The 17,322-nt window shown below is 60.9% G+C and carries 16 protein-coding genes; 7 read left to right on the top strand and 9 right to left on the bottom strand.

Going from position 1 to position 17,322, the window contains the following annotated elements; all coding sequences use genetic code 11:
• Positions 1 to 112 precede the first annotated feature (112 nt).
• Both AC1RT6_RS12800 and AC1RT6_RS12795 read right to left on the bottom strand, forming a co-directional pair.
• On the bottom strand, positions 113 to 829 hold the full coding sequence (locus tag AC1RT6_RS12800; protein ID WP_087881208.1) for an SIMPL domain-containing protein: 717 nt from the start codon (positions 827 to 829) through the stop codon (positions 113 to 115).
• Complete coding sequence (locus AC1RT6_RS12795; RefSeq protein WP_079448043.1) at positions 826 to 1,554, bottom strand: GyrI-like domain-containing protein; 729 nt, start codon at positions 1,552 to 1,554, stop codon at positions 826 to 828. Before AC1RT6_RS12795 ends, AC1RT6_RS12800 begins: the two co-directional genes overlap by 4 nt.
• A gap of 282 nt (positions 1,555 to 1,836) precedes the next feature.
• Between AC1RT6_RS12795 and dapF the strand changes: the two genes are divergently transcribed.
• From dapF to AC1RT6_RS12780, 3 genes are all read left to right on the top strand, one after another.
• Positions 1,837 to 2,709 (top strand): diaminopimelate epimerase, encoded by an 873-nt coding sequence (gene dapF, locus AC1RT6_RS12790; RefSeq protein WP_079448042.1) that lies wholly within the window; start codon positions 1,837 to 1,839, stop codon positions 2,707 to 2,709.
• The gene (mtaB, locus tag AC1RT6_RS12785) at positions 2,709 to 3,977 is read left to right on the top strand and encodes a tRNA (N(6)-L-threonylcarbamoyladenosine(37)-C(2))-methylthiotransferase MtaB (protein WP_079448041.1); all 1,269 of its coding nucleotides are present in this window, start codon (positions 2,709 to 2,711) and stop codon (positions 3,975 to 3,977) included. Before dapF ends, mtaB begins: the two co-directional genes overlap by 1 nt.
• Before the next feature lie 280 nt (positions 3,978 to 4,257).
• Positions 4,258 to 5,922, top strand: coding sequence for a CHASE domain-containing protein (locus AC1RT6_RS12780; protein WP_079448040.1), 1,665 nt, complete (start codon positions 4,258 to 4,260; stop codon positions 5,920 to 5,922).
• Positions 5,923 to 5,973: 51 nt separating this feature from the next.
• Here the strand turns inward: AC1RT6_RS12780 and AC1RT6_RS12775 are convergent, their stop codons facing one another.
• The gene (locus tag AC1RT6_RS12775; RefSeq protein WP_079448039.1) at positions 5,974 to 6,519 is read right to left on the bottom strand and encodes a sigma-70 family RNA polymerase sigma factor; all 546 of its coding nucleotides are present in this window, start codon (positions 6,517 to 6,519) and stop codon (positions 5,974 to 5,976) included.
• Positions 6,519 to 6,737 carry a NepR family anti-sigma factor gene (locus tag AC1RT6_RS12770; protein ID WP_079448133.1) on the bottom strand — a complete coding sequence of 73 codons (219 nt, stop codon included), beginning with the start codon at positions 6,735 to 6,737 and terminating at the stop codon, positions 6,519 to 6,521. The genes AC1RT6_RS12775 and AC1RT6_RS12770 overlap by 1 nt, the downstream gene beginning before the upstream one ends.
• Before the next feature lie 238 nt (positions 6,738 to 6,975).
• On the opposite strand from AC1RT6_RS12770, the gene AC1RT6_RS12765 reads away from it, so the two are divergent.
• Both AC1RT6_RS12765 and AC1RT6_RS12760 read left to right on the top strand, forming a co-directional pair.
• The gene (locus AC1RT6_RS12765) at positions 6,976 to 7,782 is read left to right on the top strand and encodes a response regulator (RefSeq protein ID WP_079448038.1); all 807 of its coding nucleotides are present in this window, start codon (positions 6,976 to 6,978) and stop codon (positions 7,780 to 7,782) included.
• A 213-nt stretch (positions 7,783 to 7,995) separates the two neighbouring features.
• Entirely contained in the window at positions 7,996 to 8,382 is a 387-nt protein-coding gene (locus AC1RT6_RS12760) for a hypothetical protein (protein ID WP_079448132.1), read from the top strand.
• 36 nt (positions 8,383 to 8,418) lie between these two features.
• Here AC1RT6_RS12760 and AC1RT6_RS12755 read toward each other — a convergent pair whose 3' ends face one another.
• From AC1RT6_RS12755 to cysD, 5 genes are all read right to left on the bottom strand, one after another.
• Positions 8,419 to 8,856: a hypothetical protein gene (locus AC1RT6_RS12755; RefSeq protein WP_079448037.1), complete on the bottom strand. Its 438-nt coding sequence runs from the start codon at positions 8,854 to 8,856 to the stop codon at positions 8,419 to 8,421.
• Between the two features lie 98 nt (positions 8,857 to 8,954).
• Positions 8,955 to 9,320, bottom strand: coding sequence for an ElaB/YgaM/YqjD family protein (locus AC1RT6_RS12750; protein WP_079448036.1), 366 nt, complete (start codon positions 9,318 to 9,320; stop codon positions 8,955 to 8,957).
• A 250-nt stretch (positions 9,321 to 9,570) separates the two neighbouring features.
• On the bottom strand, positions 9,571 to 11,757 hold the full coding sequence (locus AC1RT6_RS12745) for a malate synthase G (RefSeq protein WP_079448035.1): 2,187 nt from the start codon (positions 11,755 to 11,757) through the stop codon (positions 9,571 to 9,573).
• A gap of 292 nt (positions 11,758 to 12,049) precedes the next feature.
• Positions 12,050 to 13,975 (bottom strand): adenylyl-sulfate kinase, encoded by a 1,926-nt coding sequence (gene cysC / locus AC1RT6_RS12740; protein WP_079448034.1) that lies wholly within the window; start codon positions 13,973 to 13,975, stop codon positions 12,050 to 12,052.
• A gap of 26 nt (positions 13,976 to 14,001) precedes the next feature.
• Complete coding sequence (cysD, locus tag AC1RT6_RS12735; protein ID WP_079448033.1) at positions 14,002 to 14,808, bottom strand: sulfate adenylyltransferase subunit CysD; 807 nt, start codon at positions 14,806 to 14,808, stop codon at positions 14,002 to 14,004.
• Positions 14,809 to 15,061: 253 nt separating this feature from the next.
• Here cysD and cysG point away from each other — a divergent pair, with 253 nt between their 5' ends.
• Positions 15,062 to 16,498, top strand: coding sequence for a siroheme synthase CysG (cysG, locus tag AC1RT6_RS12730; protein ID WP_079448032.1), 1,437 nt, complete (start codon positions 15,062 to 15,064; stop codon positions 16,496 to 16,498).
• On the top strand, positions 16,495 to 17,259 hold the full coding sequence (locus AC1RT6_RS12725) for a phosphoadenylyl-sulfate reductase (RefSeq protein ID WP_079448031.1): 765 nt from the start codon (positions 16,495 to 16,497) through the stop codon (positions 17,257 to 17,259). Before cysG ends, AC1RT6_RS12725 begins: the two co-directional genes overlap by 4 nt.
• Positions 17,260 to 17,322 lie beyond the last annotated feature (63 nt).

The raw sequence follows: 17,322 nt of genomic DNA, 5'->3' as shown, positions 1-17,322 counted from the left end.
ACCTCCGGCCCCTGCGGCCGGTCGGCGGGTCGAAAAGGAAGTCTTTTCGAGAATTCGGGCGGATTTATAGGCACCGGCTTGCCCGAGTCAAGCTGATCGGGCGGGCCACGCCTTATGGCGCCCCCTTGATCTCCCAGGAGACGCCGACCGTCACGCGGAGCGTTTCTTCGCCGGGCGCGATGGCGGCCTCCGCGGCCATCGGCGCCGCAGCACGGCGGTACATCACCGGCACCGCGCTCCCGTGCTCCGCAATGCTGATCGGCCCGCCGAGCGAGACGCCCGCAGCCTTGGCATAGATCTCCGCCTTGCGCCGGGCGTCGACGATCGCCTCGGCCCGCGCGTCGTCGAGCAGCTTCGATGCGTTGGAGACCATGAAATTGATACTGCCGATGTCGTTGGCGCCGGCCGCGGTGACCGCATCGATCACCCCGGCCATTTTGCTGATGTCACGCAGCTTGACGGTGACGCGGTTGGTGGCGCGGTAGCCGGAGAGGACGTTGGATCCCGAGCGATTTTGATTGGTAAATTGTGGCTGCAGCGACAACTGCGAGGTCTGATAGTCTTTTTCGGCGATGCCCGCGCTTTTCAGCGCCGCGAGCACCTTGCCCATGGCGGCATTGTTGGCTTCGAACGCGTCGCGCGCATTCTTGGCGTCGGTCGTGACCCCTGCCTCGATCTGAGCAAGATCGGGCGGCGCGGAGATTGTGGCCTCACCGGTTACCGAGATTGCTGGTGGTGGCACATCGGCTTGCGCGGGCACCGAGATCAAAGCGGCGATAGTAGCAGCGGCGATGGCGAGCTGGATCCGGTTCTGCATGACGGTTCTCATTTCAGCGGGACATAGACATCAATGATCAGATTGTCTTCCTCGGTCTTCAATGGATCGGTCTTGTACTCCTCGATGAAGGTGTCCTTGGCCTCAAGCTTCTTGTCGTCGAGGGTATTCGTAATCGCCTCATAGGTGTTGTCCATGTTGTCGTAGGAGCCGCGATGTACGAACTTCAGCGCCTTGCCCTCCGGTGATTTACCCATGCTGACGTTCTTGGGCAGATCCCTGATCTCTTGATCGAGGGGGATTTCCGCCAGAAACGAGAAGCCGTTATCGTCCGTTGAGGTATAGACGATCATCATGTTGCCGGCAGGCTTGATGCCCTGCTTGTCGAGAACGGCGGCCAGCGACTTGAACGAATCAATGAGCGTCTCGAATGCGTTTTCCCAGGTGGCGTTGTTGCGCAACGTCAGGACGGTCTTCGGGGCCAGCGTATGTTCTTCGCCGAAAGGATCGGCCGTCTGCACGGGCGCGGTCACCGGCGGCTTCGGGGCTTCGGCGGTCGGATTTTTCGGCGTCTGCACTTCGGCAGGGGGCGGGACCGGCGTGGCCGGTGTCGTCGTTCCGGGTGGGGTAGGTGTGGCTGGTGGAGCCTCTGCGGCCGGCGCAGTCGCGCCGGGAGGTGTCGCGGACGGCGTCTCGGCCATCACGGCAGAGAGCCCGAACATCAAGGTCGCTGGGATCATTGCGATCGCGAATCGGCAAAAAGGGCGGGGGCGATTCATTGGTAGGGTCTCCCTGGTCGTGCTGGCCGATGTCCGCGAGACCCGGTCCTTAGCCGCTGTTACGGGCTGACTTATTACGATGCTTAACACGCGACGCTGACGTTCATCCCATGACAGAACAAAACAGATATGTCATGCCGCATCGTGGCGGGTGTGGGGCGCCGACACGGATTTGCGTTAGCGATGGCGGTCGTGAGTGACACTGGTCAACCGGCGCGCATTCGCCATATAAAGTCGCGGAAGGCGGATGCCGGAAAATGAACGCCGGAAACTGGAAAACCAATGGGCGCGCTCGCAAATCATGCTTTCAGCAAGATGAATGGGATCGGCAACGAGATCGTCGTTGTCGATCTTCGCGACAGCTCCGCCGCGGTCTCGGCCGAGGAGGCGCGTGCTGTCGCATCACCGGCGGGCGTTCCCTATGATCAATTGATGGTTCTGCAGCCCCCGCGGACATCGGGCACCGAGGCCTTCGTTCGCATCTACAATAATGATGGCTCGGAAGCCAATGCGTGCGGCAACGGCATGCGCTGTGTGGCGCGCCAGATCTTCGAGGCGACAGGTAAGGCCGCGCTGACCTTCGAAACGCGCGCCGGTCTTTTGAACTGCTGGCGAGACTCCGCGCCTGGTCTCTACACCGTCGACATGGGATCGCCAAAATTCGACTGGAGGGACATTCCGCTCGCCGAGGAATTCCGCGATACCCGCTATATCGAGTTACAAATTGGGCCGATCGACGCACCGGTGCTTCATTCGCCGTCCGTGGTTAGCATGGGTAATCCCCACGCGATCTTCTGGGTCGACGACATCGATGTCTACGATCTCGCCCGTTTCGGGCCGCTGCTGGAAAACCATCCGGTCTTTCCCGAGCGCGCCAACATCACGCTGGCGCATATCGTAGATCGCGATCACATCACGATGCGGACCTGGGAGCGGGGCGCGGGCCTGACGAAGGCTTGCGGTTCGGCTGCCTGCGCAACGGCGGTGGCGGCGGTGCGGCTCAAGCGGGCCAATCGCATCGTCCATGTCGCGCTTCCCGGCGGCAGCCTGACCGTCGAATGGCGCGAGCGCGACGATCATGTGCTGATGACCGGTCCGGCCGTATTCGAATATGAAGGTACCTTCGATCCGGCGCTGTTCGCGTCGGTGGCCTAATGTCAGTCGACGTCATTACCTTCGGCTGCCGGCTCAACGCCTTTGAATCCGAAGTCATCCGTCGCAACGCGGAAGATGCTGGCCTTGACGAGGTCGTCATCATCAACAGTTGCGCCGTGACCAACGAGGCAGTGGCGCAAACACGGCAATCGATCCGCCGCTTGAGGCGCGAGCGACCTTCGGCGCGCATCGTCGTCACCGGATGCGCCGCGCAGATAGAGCCGGCGATGTTCGCGCAGATGGCCGAGGTCGATCGCGTGATTGGCAACGATGACAAAATGCGGAGTGAGGCGTGGCGTGCCGCACAGGTCGCATTAGCCGCGCCTGATGTGGAAATCACGGCCGAGAAGAAAATCGCGGTGGCCGATATCATGGCGGTGACCGAGATGGCGCCGCATCTCGTCGATGGCTTTCAAGGCGGACTGCCGCGCGCTTTTGTGCAGGTACAGAACGGCTGCGATCATCGCTGCACCTTCTGCATCATTCCCTTCGGGCGCGGCAATTCCCGCTCGGTGCCGATGGACGCGGTCGTCGATCAGGTCCGCGCGTTCGTCGAGGCCGGTCACGCCGAGATCGTGTTGACCGGTGTCGATCTCACAAGTTATGGCGCCGATCTTCCGAGCGGAACGCGGCTGGGCGGGCTGGTAAAACAGATCCTGCGACACGTGCCGGAGATCAGGCGGCTCCGAATCTCGTCGATCGATTCGATCGAGGCGGATCGCGATTTGCTGGATGTCATCGCGAACGAGGAGCGGTTGATGCCGCATTTGCATCTCTCGCTGCAATCCGGAGACGACATGATCCTGAAGCGGATGAAGCGGCGGCATTCGCGCCGCGATGCCATCGATTTCTGCGCGCAGGTGCGGCGGCTGAGGCCGGAAGTCGCCTTCGGTGCCGACATCATCGCCGGCTTTCCGACTGAGACCGACGACATGTTCGCGCGGTCGCTGGACCTCGTTGCCGAATGTGATCTCACCTTCCTGCATGTGTTTCCATATTCGTCGCGGCCGGGGACGCCTGCGGCACGGATGCCGCCGGTCGCGGCCGAGGTGATCAGGGATCGCGCCAGGCAGTTGCGGGCGGCGGCGAGCGCGGCGCTGCGGCGGCGGCTCGCGGCGGAGGTCGGCGCGACGCGCCGAGTGCTGATCGAAAGCGCCATCCAAGGCCGTACCGAGCATTTTCTGCCGGTCGCAATTGTGGGAGCCGAGCCCGGCACCGTGCAAATGATGAGATTTTCAGGGCACGATGGTACTCGGCTGCTGCCTTGATCTTGTTTCCCCAGAAAACGATTTGGATCACTGAGCCTCGCGCCTCCCGGAGAGGCGCATCGCCACAGACGAATGAGGGCGAACGGACCTTTCATCATAGTGAGTAGAACGGTCGGCTGGCCGGATTCCGTTAACGATCGTTCCCGGCTTTTGCAACTGGAGGCGGAACCATGCTGGCGCGGCACGATTGATGTGATGCATCGTCAGGGCGGGACGCTGCTGTTAATGGTGAGACCGGCCAATGTTGCGAATGGTTATTTCCTGATCTCCGGGTAGGCGCGTGGTTCGGCTGGGTTTCGTCATTGGGTTCGTCGCCGTCATCGGAATTTTTCTTTCCGGTCTTGCGGCATGGCGGGCTCATGATCAGGAGTTGGCGATCGACAACATTGCGCTGTCGCGCGCGATCGATGTCCACGCCAGTCTGGTTCAGGAGCGTCTCATCGAACGAGAGCTTTTGGCGCGTGTCGCCTCGGGGCTGTTCCGGTCGCCATCCGCGGTGCAGGCCAACATGCTCCACCCATTGCGTGCTTCGATCTATGCCTTCAAGACTGATTTTGTCATTGCCTGGTGGGTCGCATGTCTTGAGCCGAGCGAATTTCCGCAGGCTCATGATGTCCTGGCGGCGGCTGGATTTCCAGATTCCCAAATCCGGAGTTTTGACGACACCCCGCGCGATCTGCGGTCGCTCGACAAACCGATCGACGTAATAATGGATGTCGAACCCCAAGACGCGCAAACCACCGGCTTCTTGGGCCGCTCGCTCGATCAGCATCCGATCTTGGGGCCGATGTTCGCCCGAGCAATGCAAACCAAGACTTCCGTCGTATCGGATCCGCTCAATCTGATGGGGCGGAACGGGCCGATCGGGCTGGTCATCGCAACACCGGTTTTCCAGGAGGAAAGCGAGACAGCCGCCGGCTTTGTTACGTTCTCCTATAAACTGGCATCCTTGATGCTGACGAATGATGAGCTGTCGCTATTTTCCGTCGTCCTGAAAGATCCGCGCAACCCGGGCTCGGAATTGATTGCCGACGATAGCGGCAATGTCACCTCGCGTCTCGGGTGGGGGGCTAATCCCGTTCCGATGGTGCTCCGGACGGTGACCTTCGGCGGCAGGGACTGGTCGCTTGGCTATTACCCGAAAGTGAATGCCATGCACCGCGCGCAAAAACTGGCCGCGGTGGTGGCCGCGATCGGTCTTGCGTTGACAAGCATCATTTGCGGACTGTTCGGATATGTCGCCTATAATAATTTGCGGTTGAGCCGGGAGATTCAGGTTCGGATCGGCTTCGAGCGGCGATTGACCGCCGTCATCGATGAACTCAATCACCGTGTCAAAAACATTCTCGCAGTGATTCAATCGATCGTCACGCGTACGCTGCGGCACGGGTCCGACATCGAAGTCGCCCGAGAATTGCTGATTGGCCGGATCCATGCCATGTCCAATGTGGTTTCGCTGCTTAGCGAGAGCCAGTGGCAGGGCGTCAAACTGAGGGGATTGTTCGAGGCTCGCGCCATCCCTCACGTCGACCGCATCGCGATCCATGGTCCTGATATCACGGTCAGCGCGCGGGCGGCTCAGAGTCTCTCATTGCTGTTCTTCGAGCTGGCATCGCATTCCGACGAGGGACTCTCGCTGGTCGGCAAGCATCCGAATATTGTAGTGCATTGGGGGATCGAGGGCGAGGCCGACAAGGCGCTGTTTCATTTTCGGTGGGAAGAATTCAACACCAGTGCGGCGACAAGACGCGAGGATAGCGATTTTGGCATCATTCTGCTGGATCGCGTTGCGCCGGAGGCGCTGGGCGGCGTCTCCAAGCGGTACTTTACCGAGGTGAGCTATGTCTATGAACTCGCCGCTCCCATGGACACCGTCGTGGATTTGACCGAGCGAGATCGTACGATGCAGATTTCGAACCCAGCAAGTTCGACAAGCTCCGAATGAGCGGCGACCGCCGCCACTACCGCTCTCGGCCATTTGGATGCGCGGCGAGAATTATCGGCCGTTGCCGATTACGGCCCTGACGGTGTCGTCGGGTCCAAAATCCTCCGTGCCCTCGACATAAAGCAGGGCGCTCAGCTTCGATCGCGCGCGGTTGACGCGACTCTTGATGGTGCCGACTGCGCATCCGCAGATCTTCGCGGCATCCTCGTAGGAAAATCCCGAAGCCCCCACGAGGATCAAAGCCTCTCGCTGGTCCTGCGGCAATTTATCTAGCGCCGCCCTAAATTCTTCGAACTCCAGGTGAGCATTCTGGCTTGGCTGCGATTTCAGCGTTTTCGCATAGTTGCCATCTGAATCCTCGACCTCCCGCCGCCGCTTGCGATAGTCGGAGCGGAACAGGTTGCGAAGGATCGTGAACAGCCATGCCGGAAGGTTCGATCCTGGCTGAAATGAATCGATATTAGCAAGTGCGCGGAGCAGCGTTTCCTGCACGAGGTCGTCGGCTCGATCGCCATTTCCGCTTAACGAAATCGCAAAAGCGCGTAAGTTCGGCACCGATGCCAGAATTTCCTCGCGTAATGAATCTGTGAGAGGCATTAGTCCCTCCCGTCATTTTTTGCATCGAGATCGCCCGTTGGGGTTATGTGTGGTTTCCCGGGCTCAGATGCATCGAGCTTTCGAATTAATTCGGCAAACCGGTCGGGAACACCCTGCCTCACGACGTCGTCATACATGGCGCGAAGCTGATGGCCGATTCGGGATTGAATCTCGGCGTTGAGGCCGTCTTTGGCGGGTGATGGCTTTGAATCTTTCATGACTTCGCGCCCGAGTTTCAAGATATTGAAAATACTGGAAATTCCTGTATTTCGCGCCGCTTCCACGGACCTCGTATGAAAGCCTAATTCAATGATGATGCGAAAGTTCCGGGTCCGGGGAACTTTTGTGATGCTCGGGAGTAAATACGCGAGGGGGACCGGGATGCGGCGTTTGCAGTGCTTACGCCGGACGGTTTGTGGTCCCGAGCATGAGTTATCTCGAGAAGGATGGACGGGAATGTTTCGATCACAGGTCGTTGCTGAACATTTGCCGCTTTTGCGCCGTTATGCACGCGCCCTGACAGGAAGCCAGGCGTCTGGCGACGCCTATGTCGGCGCCATGTTAGAGGCGCTGCTTCAGGATCCGACGCTGCTTGACGAACAGCACGGGCCGCGCGCCGGCCTGTTCCGGCTGTTCACACGAATCTGGAATTCAGTCTCGATCAACGGAGGCGCCGACGAGGTGCCGACGCTCGCGCCGACAGAGCGCCGGTTGACGAATATCACCCCGCTTCCACGTCAGGCTTTCCTCCTGCTGTCGCTGGAAGGTTTTTCGGAGGAAGAGGCTGCGTTTGTTCTGGAGGTCGACGTCGCTGAAGTCCGCAAGCTGAGTGGTATCGCCGGCCGCGAAATGGCGGCGGAAATCGCAACGGACGTCCTCATTATCGAGGACGAGACGTTTATTGCGATGGATCTGGAAAGTCTCGTCAAAAATCTAGGACACCGTGTGATCGGTGTTGCACGTACCCACGCCGATGCGATCGCCCTCGCCAAGACCAAGGAGCCGGGCCTCATTCTGGCCGATATTCAACTCGCTGACGGCAGTTCGGGATTGGACGCTGTCAACGAACTTTTGCGCGTGGTCGAGGTGCCCGTTGTCTTCATAACAGCCTATCCCGAACGCTTTCTGACCGGCGAGCGGCCCGAACCGGCGTTCCTCATCTCCAAACCGTTTCAACCCGCCATGGTTTCGGCAGTAGCCAGTCAGGCGCTGTTCTTCCAGCGTAATTCGCGCAATCGCGAGCCTCGTGCCGCTGCGTCGTGACATGGTAACAACCGCGGAAGGACGCGGCTGATTTATCACGACATCGTATCGCCGGTCGATCCGAAGAATCGGCGGTCAAGGCAACGCGGGTGCTGACAAGCGTTCCGCCCCTGCTTTTTTCTCAAAACATCAGTGAACGAAGTCTGCCGACCGGCGTTGTTGCTGGCGGTTCAGATCCGCGAGCGCGATAGCTTGAGGAAAGAGGCGACAACGATGTTTCAGACATCCGCAGGATTTCTCGCCGGTCTGGCGGCGACCCTGTCATTGGGCGCGGTGCATCTTGAGTCAGGCCATCAGGCGGCCAGCCCCGACGCGAATGCCGCGGTCTATCGAGCCGTCAAGTCCGATCTCGGCATTGTCCCATCTCCACACGCCATCGGCCGCACCATTTCCATTAGGATGGAAAGCCTGCCGCGTATGTCAATCGTATTCCGGATTCCGAGAAGTCCTGGTCGGGAAGTGAACGATCACACGACCACGAAGCAAGATTCGCATCATGCGCCCGCGATGCAAGTCAAGCGAACGATCGCATGCGAACCGGTGGTGAGTATGCTGACGGACGTGGCAAAACAGCTTCAACCGGGTCGCTGCGTGACATGAGGGTTGCCGTCAGAAACTCAGTTTCCTGGGCGAACACTACTCCCCGTTATCAGTCCCGTCATCGCGGTTACGTCCCCGAGCGAACAGTCCGAGCGCCAGACCGCCGACGGCCAGGATCGGAATCAGCTTCTTCACGCCGACTGCGCGCGCCAGCTGAAGTCCCGCCGCCACGACCATCGGGTCGGCGAGAAAGTTCTGCGTCGCGGCTTTAGCTTGCTGTGCCGCTCGTTTCTTGGCGGCCTTTCGTCGAATCACTAACGTTACGACTGCGATCAAAGTGATTAGCGAGAAAATCGCTGCCCCGCTCAGACACGCTTCGATCAAGCCGTAGTTTTGATAAACAAAGACAAACGCGGCTGCGCAAAGGAACACGATCGTGACAAAGGCCGCAAACGCAGCCACCAGGGCCAGGCACGTCAGCCGCATAGCACTGCCTGCGCTTTCCTTGAAGTCATCGATTGTCCGCTGAAACATTCAACGCCTCATCTGAAACGAAATTATCTATTGAAACCATTGGCGCGATCGGCCGGGTGCGGGCCGATCGGCAGAATTTGATGGATACGTCTAGACGGTCATCGACGCCACGTGACGCCGATCAGAAATCCCAGACCCACTGCGAGGCCCACTGTCGCGAGGGGGCGCTGCTGGATGGCCTCTTCCAGGGTGTCCTCGATGGTCGTGACGGCGCTTTGCGCAGCGTCAAGGGCTGCATTGCCGCGATCGGAGACTTCGGAGAGAACGGAATCGACATTCGCCCTCGCCTGCCTATACCCACGGCGGGCCTGCTTCTTGGCGGAGCCGGTCAGCGTATTGAGCGCGTCCGAGACTTGATCAGCCAATGCAGTGATCTCGTTCTTTACGGCTGATAAGTCTTTCTCGAGCCTGTCGTAGGTCGCTTTGTCGGTCAGGTTTTTTATCACATCGCCATCGCTCGCCATCCAACGCTCCTGAAAACTGAGGAATATGAACCCCAACGTGCTGTTGCGGCTAAAGTTCCGCGACGAGGCTGGCGGTCATGGGCAACGGATCGGGCGAGGTTTTGTTAGGAAGGTCTGACCTTAACGGCGTTCCGACTCCAGCCGACTCGTTTAGTTGGAGCAGACGACCGGATCGAAAGGTATGGATCGGCCTGCCAATATCGGCGTGCAACTGACGCGACCAGTGAGCTGCCCCGGGAGACCCGCCAGGTCATTCGCAGGATCGTACAGTCAATCCAACGCGCTCCATCTTGGCCTCGCGCCGCCGTTCGGTCAGGATGTATTCGGTATATCCGTTTGGCTGCTCGCGGCCCTTGAACACCAGATCGCAGGCCGCCTTGAAAGCCACGCTGTCGAAATTCGGAGCCATTGGCTTGTAGAGAGGATCGCCTGCGTTTTGTTCGTCAACGATGACGGCCATGCGCTTGAGCGAGTCCATCACCTGATCGCTGGTGACGACGCCATGATGCAGCCAGTTCGCCAAATGCTGACTGGAAATCCGCAGCGTGGCGCGATCTTCCATCAGGCCGACGTCGTGGATGTCCGGTACCTTCGAGCAGCCCACGCCCTGATCGATCCAGCGCACCACATAGCCGAGAATGCCCTGACAGTTATTGTCGATTTCCTGCTTCACGTCTTCGGGCGCCCAGTTCGAATGAGATACCGGGATAGTGAGGAGATCGGATAGCCTGGCGCGCCTCCCGCTTGCCTCCAGTTCCTGCTGGCGCCTTGGCACGTCAATCTGATGGTAGTGCAAGGCGTGCAGCGTCGCCGCGGTCGGCGACGGTACCCATGCGGTGGTGGCGCCCGCTTGCGGGTGACTGATTTTCTGCACCAGCATGTCCGCCATCCTGTCGGGCGCTGCCCACATGCCCTTGCCGATCTGAGCATGGCCGGGCAGGCCATCGATCAGGCCGATGTCGACATTCCAGTCCTCATAGGCCTTGATCCATGGCTGCGCCTTCATCTCGCCTTTGCGGATCACCGGGCCCGCTTCCATCGAGGTGTGAATCTCGTCCCCGGTGCGGTCGAGAAAACCTGTATTGATGAAGCAGATGCGTTTCGATGCGGCCTGGATGCAGGCTTTGAGGTTGACCGTGGTGCGGCGTTCCTCGTCCATAATGCCGATCTTGAGCGTGTTCTCCCGCAATCCGAGCATCGTCTCGACGCGGGCGAACAATTCGCAGGTCAGCGCTACCTCGTCGGGGCCGTGCATCTTCGGCTTGACCAGGTAGACCGAGCCGCTACGGGTGTTCCGCGTCTTCGAAACTCCATTGAGATCATGAATTGCGAGCAGCCCTGACACCGCTGCGTCAAGCAGGCCTTCCGGAATCTCTGCGCCGCTCTGGTCGAGCACCGCGTCGGTGAACATGTGGTGACCGACGTTGCGGATCAAAAGCAGGCTGCGCCCGTGCAGCGTGAGTTGCCCGCCGTCCGGCGCGGTGTAGACGCGGTCGGCGTTGAGGGCGCGGGTGACGGTCTTGCGACCCTTTTCAAAAGTGTCGGTGAGGGTGCCGTTCATCAGGCCGAGCGTGTTGCGATACACCAGAACCTTGTCGTCGGCATCGACAGTGGCGACGCTATCCTCCATGTCGAGAATGGTGCTGATGGCAGCCTCGATGATCACGTCGGCGACGCCGGCGGGATCATCCTTGCCGATGGGGTGGACGCGGTCGACCTGGATATCGATGTGCAGACCGTGATTAACGAGCAGGATCGCGGATGGAGTACGCGCATCGCCCTGGTAGCCCGCAAACTGCGACTCCCTCATCAGACCGGTCGTGTCGCCGTTTTTGAGTTTGACCGACAGCTGTCCGTTGAACACGCTGTAGCCTGCGACGTCAGCATGAGCGCCATTCGAAAGCGGTGCTGCCGAATCGAGGAAAGCCTTTGCCTTCGCAATCACCTTGCTGCCGCGCGCCCTGTCATAGCCTTTGGCCTCGTCGGCCTCGTGCGCAATGGCGTCGGTGCCATACAGCGCATCGTAGAGGCTGCCCCAGCGCGCATTTGCGGCGTTTAGCGCGTAGCGCGCATTGGTCAGCGGCACCACCAGTTGCGGGCCGCAGATTTTTCCGATCTCGTCATCGACATTGGCGGTCTCGACCCGCCGCGTCTCCGGCTCTGGTTGCAGATAGCCGATCTCCGTCAGGAACGCCGTATAGGCGCCCATGTCGAACGGCGTGCCTTTACTGGCGCGATGCCATCCGTCGATCTTCGCCTGTAGTGAATCGCGCACCGCGAGCAACTCGCGGTTTCTCGGTCCGAGATCGCGGACGATGGCGGCAAGTCCGGCCCAGAACGCATCGGGCGTAACGCCGGTCCGCGGCGTCGCTTCCTCGGCGACAAAATCGAACAGGACAGGCGCGATCTTCAGTCCGTGGGCGTCAATTCTGGTCATGTCGACGGACTTCTCGCGAGAAACGGCTGCGCTGTTTCAAGGCCGGGTCGTCGCCCAATTACGGGCGCTGGACCGTTATTTAGCGCCAAAGCCGGCGCCGTGAGAAGCCCTTCACACGAGTTGAATAGTCTTAGGGCCTTTCCGCTTCTGATGGAGCCAGAAGCGGAACTCTACGATTTTGATCTGACACATTTTCTTCACGCGAACTGGTATCGCTCGAAAACGCTATAGACCGAGACAAGCCGATACATAGCCGCGCAGGGTCCGCGGCTATGGCCCAGTATTCGCAGCCTCAGATGTTGGCGGCGACGTCGGTCAGTTCGTCGAACAGAACGCCGGTTCTGATCAACATCTGCTCGATCTCATCGGCGGCATCACTTACCGTGCGGGACGAGGTATCGATCGTCAGTTCCACCGTCTCCGGGGGCTGATAGTCGTTTCCGATGCCGGTGAAGCCATGCAGCACACCCGCGCGCGCCTTCGCATAGTGCCCCTTGGGATCGCGGCGCTCGCAAACGTCAGCCGGCGTTGCGACATAGACTTCGCGGAAGGTGCTGTCGGCGATGCGCCGCGCCGCGGCGCGATCCTCGCGCGATGGGGAGACCGCAGCGACGATCGCGAGGTGACCATTGCGCGCGAGATGCGTGGCGACTTCGGCGAGCCGGCGGATGTTCTCAGTGCGATCCTGCGGCGAGAAACCGAGGTCGCCGTTCAGTCCGGCGCGCAGCGTGTCGCCGTCGAGCAGGATCGGCGAGCCGCCGTCGCTGAACAACTTTCGCTCCAGCGCGCGGGCCAGCGTGGATTTACCGGAGCCCGGCAATCCCGTCAGCCAGACGACGGCGCCGTTGTGACGATAGCGGGCGGAGCGCTCGTCGGGCCGCAGCGCGGATTCCACCGGTACGATGTCGACCGGAGCCGCGCGCTGTCCTGCGTCGACGCTGAGCACCAGCCCGCCGCCGGCGATGCGGCCGTTGACCTCGATCACGAGGCGGCCGGTGCGGGGGTTGTCGACATACGGGTCGGCGGCGAGAGGCTGCGATAGCGAAATGTCGATTTCACCGACATGATTGCGCGCGATCGCCTTGGTTTCGGCGCTCGAGAGTTCGCCGGGATCGACGGCTTTCTCGATGGCCACGACGACGGCGCGCGTTTCCTTGTTGCCGAGCCGCAGCAGAATGGATGCGCCAGCTGCGAGCGGTTGCTCGTGCAGCCAGAAGATGCGTGCCCGTATCCTTCGGGTATCGCGCGGGGCCGACCCAACATGGGCAATGACATCCCCGCGCTCGACGAACAATTCGCGGTCGAGCGTGATGCCGACCGAGCGGCCGGCCCCCTGCGCACTTTTCGGACTCGAGGGCCAGCCTTCAACGCTGCGGATCTTTGCGATCTTTCCGGCCGGCATGATCACGATCTCGTCGCCCGCGGTCAGGCCGCCCGACTCGATACGCCCGGCCACGATGCGGCGATCATCGAATTTGTAGATCGCCTGAACGGGGAAGCGCAGCGCCAGTTCATCGAGCGGTCGCGCCGGGTGCAGTGCATCGATGGCCTCGACCACGGTGGGACCGCTGTACCAGCCGATCTTCGCAGTCCGCTCGGACACGCCGTCGCCGTCGCGGGCCGATATTGGAATCACGGCCGTCGGCGCGAGGCCGAGGCCGGTCAGGTGTGCCGAAATTTCGTCTCGAATGGCGCCAAAGCGTTCCGTGCTGAAATCGACTCGGTCCATCTTATTGACGACGACAGCGACCTGTTTGACGCCGAGCAGATGCAGCAAATAGCCGTGCCGCCGCGTTTGGTCGCGCACGCCTTCCAGCGCGTCGATGATGAGCACTGCGCCGTCGGCCTGTGCCGCGCCGGTGATCATGTTACGCAAAAATTCGGCATGGCCGGGAGCGTCGATCAGCACCACGTCGCGCGAGCGCGTACGGAAACGGATCTGCGTGGTATCGATGGTGATGCCCTGATCCCGCTCGGTTTGCAGGGCGTCCAGCAGGAACGACCATTCGAACGGCATACCGCGTCGGGTGCTGACCGCTTTCAGCATCTCAAGTTTGCCATCGGGCAGGCTGCCGGTCTCGTGCAGCAACCGCCCGACCAGCGTTGACTTGCCGTGATCGACGTGGCCGACAATGACGATGCGGACCTGGGGGCGGGTCGTGCCGTTGGGCGTCGAGAGGGCAGCGTTCGACGCGAGGTTAGGTGCGATCATGTTCATTGGAAAAGCGCTCGATTCGATTCAGATCAGAGATAGCCGGCGACACGAAGCCGTTCGAAAGCGTCTTCGGTCTCGTGGTCAAGCGCGCGCCCGGCGCGTTCGGGAATCTTGGTGCCCTCGAGTTCGATCAGAATCTCGTCGATGCTCGATGCGGTCGAAGGGACGGGAAAGGTGATGTCGGCGTCGCCGAGCGAACGATAGCGTTTGCCCTCCTTCGCCAGATAGAGCGGAATGATCGGGATGTTCTCGCGTTTGGTGTAGGCCCAAATATCCGCCTCGGTCCAGTGCAGGATCGGATGGATCCGCAAATGCGCGCCGGGAGGCGGCGAGGCATTGAACTGATCCCAGAATTCGGGCGGTTGGTCGCGTACATCCCATCCGCCTTCGGTGCCGCGTGGCGAAAACACCCGTTCCTTGGCGCGGGTCGCTTCCTCATCGCGGCGGATGCCGGCGATCAGTCCGTCGAAGCCATATTTGTTGAGCGCGAGTTTCAGCCCCTCGGTCTTGCGCGCCGCGGAGCGAGCGGCAGGCGGCAAGGTCGGATCGATCGCTTCGACCGGCGGGCAGTAATCAACCTTGAGGTCGAGGTCCCACTCCTTCGAGTAGCGATCACGAAATGCGTACATTTCGGGGAATTTCTTCTCGGTGTCCACGTGCAACGCCGGGAACGGCACCCGGCCGAAGAAGGCCTTGCGCGCCAGCCAGATCATCACGTTGGAATCCTTGCCCAGCGACCACAGCAGCGCGAGCTTTTTCAGCCGGGCAAACGCTTCCCGGAAAATGTAGATACTCTGCGCTTCAAGCGCATCAAGATGGTCCATTCCAGGCTGCATGGCCTGCTCCTTAGCTTCTTTTTTCGTCGTTCACAGTCGACGGCTGTGCCGCTGATCGTCAAAGTCAGCGGTCGCCAGAATTGCGGATTCCGGACGCTGAGAAGATGCATCTCGCCCGGGTGGTGTTTTGAAGTAGGAAATTCTATACTTAGGTCTTCGCATAGAAGAAATAATTTTCTGTTTTGTGATCTTGTCAGATACATAAATAGAAAATAATTTCAGTCAACCCTATCCAGGGAGTAGAGAACACCAGATGAAGTTCCTCCCGATCTTTCTCGATCCCAGTGCCGGTCCGATCCTTTTGGTCGGAGCGGGCGACCTGGTTCGGGCCAGGTTGCGCCTGTTGCTTGCGGCGGGAGCGCATGTGCGCTGGCACGCCACCGACGGTGACTTCGCGGTTCCCGGTCTTGACGCGGCTGCCGCTTCGCGGATCGAGAGAGGGGAAGTCGATCCGCGCACGGTTGATCTTAGCGGCATCGTCGCGGTGTTCTGCGCGAGCGCCGGGGAGATCGGCGAGCACGTCGCTGCGCGTGCGCGGTCGGCCGGTGTGCCCGTCAATGTGATGGACGATCCTGCGCATTCGAGTTTCATCGTTCCTGCGATCGTGGATCGCGGCGACGTGGTGGCGGCGATCGGCACCGGCGGCGCATCACCCGTGGTGGCGCGGCGTGTGCGCGAACGTATCGAAGCAGCCTTGCCGGCGCGTATAGGCGACCTGGCGGCTATGATTGGGCGCTGGCGCAGGTCAATTCATGACCACATTCCCGACCTCCCGTTGCGTCGTCGCTTTTGGGAGCGCGTGATCGACGGCCCGATCGGCGAGGCGATTCTTGCCGGCCGTTCCGATGAGGCCGAAGGCTCACTGAAGGCGATTGTCGATCCGTCTATTTATGCGGGTGCATCTGTTCCGGGCGAGATCGAAGGGCGCGTCACGCTGGTCGGCGCGGGGCCGGGCGATCCGGATCTGCTCACCATCAAGGCGCTGCGGGCGCTGCAGGATGCCGACATCGTATTTTACGACGAATTGGTCACGCCAGAGATTCTCGATCGCGCGCGCCGCGACGCGGTGCGTGTGCCGGTGGGTCGCCGCATCGGCAAACCCGGCATCGGGCAAGACGCCATCAACCGGCTGCTGATCGATGCCGCCAAATCCGGTCAGCGGGCCGTCCGCCTCAAGGGCGGCGATCCCTTCATTTTCGGCCGCGGCGGCGAAGAGGTAGAGGCGCTACGAGAGGCCGGTGTCGCCTGTTCGGTTATACCTGGAATTACGGCCGGGCTCGGCGCGGCTGCGGAATTCGAAGTGCCGCTCACCTACCGCCGAGAGGCGCTGCGCATCACCTTTCTTACCGCGCATAAGGCTCACGACGCTTCGAACGTCGACTGGTCGGCACTGACCGACCGCAAGATGACCGTCGTGGTCTATATGGGAATCACGGCGGCGGCGGCGATCCGCAGCGGGCTGCTGGAGGCCGGGCGTTCGCCCGAAACGCCGGTCGGCGTGTTCGCCCGCGCCACCCGTCCCGATGCCAAATCCGTCATCGGTATACTGGATCACCTTCCGGCGCTGGTTCGCGATGTCGAGGGTGGCCCCGCTATCCTTGTGATCGGTGACGTCGTTTCGCACTCCGCGCCGTGGCGCAATGCGAGCCAGAATTCCTCCCTCCAGACATTTCAGATGGCCGCAGAATGACTTCTCTGCTTGAACGAAAGAGCGCCGCGACGGGTGCGACAGCGCAATCTGCTCCAGCGGCAGAGATCCCCGCATTGCCTGCTGCGGCCGCGCTAAACGAGTCTTTGCGCAGCGCTTCCCCCGCGGATGTGATCAGTGTGGCGCTTCGCACGGTTGGTCGAGACAGGCTGGCGCTGGTCTCGTCGTTCGGCACCGAGTCCGCTGCGCTGCTCAAGGTGATGGCTGACGTCGATCCTGCCATTCCGGTCATCTTTCTCGATACCGGATGGCTGTTTGAAGAGACGCTGACCTATCGTGACACATTGATCGCGGCGCTCGGCCTGACAGATGTTCGCTCCATTCCGCCGTCAGAGGATGCGTTGAAAGGCGAGGACCCTGATCGCGAGTTATGGCACTCAGATCCGGATGCCTGCTGCCGGATTCGGAAAGTGGAGCCGCTTGCGCGCGCACTTCAGCCGTTCGACGCCTGGATCAACGGTCGCAAGCGGTTTCAGGGTGGCCTTCGCGCCGACATTCCATTCGTGGAAGACGACGGCGCGCGGCTCAAGTTCAATCCGTTCGCGAACGCCTCGCGCGCCGACATCGAGGCGATCTATGCATCGGCGAAACTGCCGCCGCACCCGCTTATCGCGTCGGGATTCCTCTCCGTCGGCTGCATGCCATGCACCTCGCGCGCGACCGCGAATGAAGACGCACGCGCCGGCCGCTGGCGCGGCAGAGCCAAGACGGAATGCGGCATCCACACGATGAAGACTTCGTAGAGGAATAACTCTGCACCGCCGCAAACATTGAAATGTCGTTTCGTTGACTTGAAGCTGCCCTTT

The organism is Nitrobacter sp. MLSD-S21 (assembly GCF_058809865.1).
The sequence above is the reverse complement of the archived record's forward strand: the minus strand, read 5'-3'. Positions and strand labels throughout refer to the sequence as shown.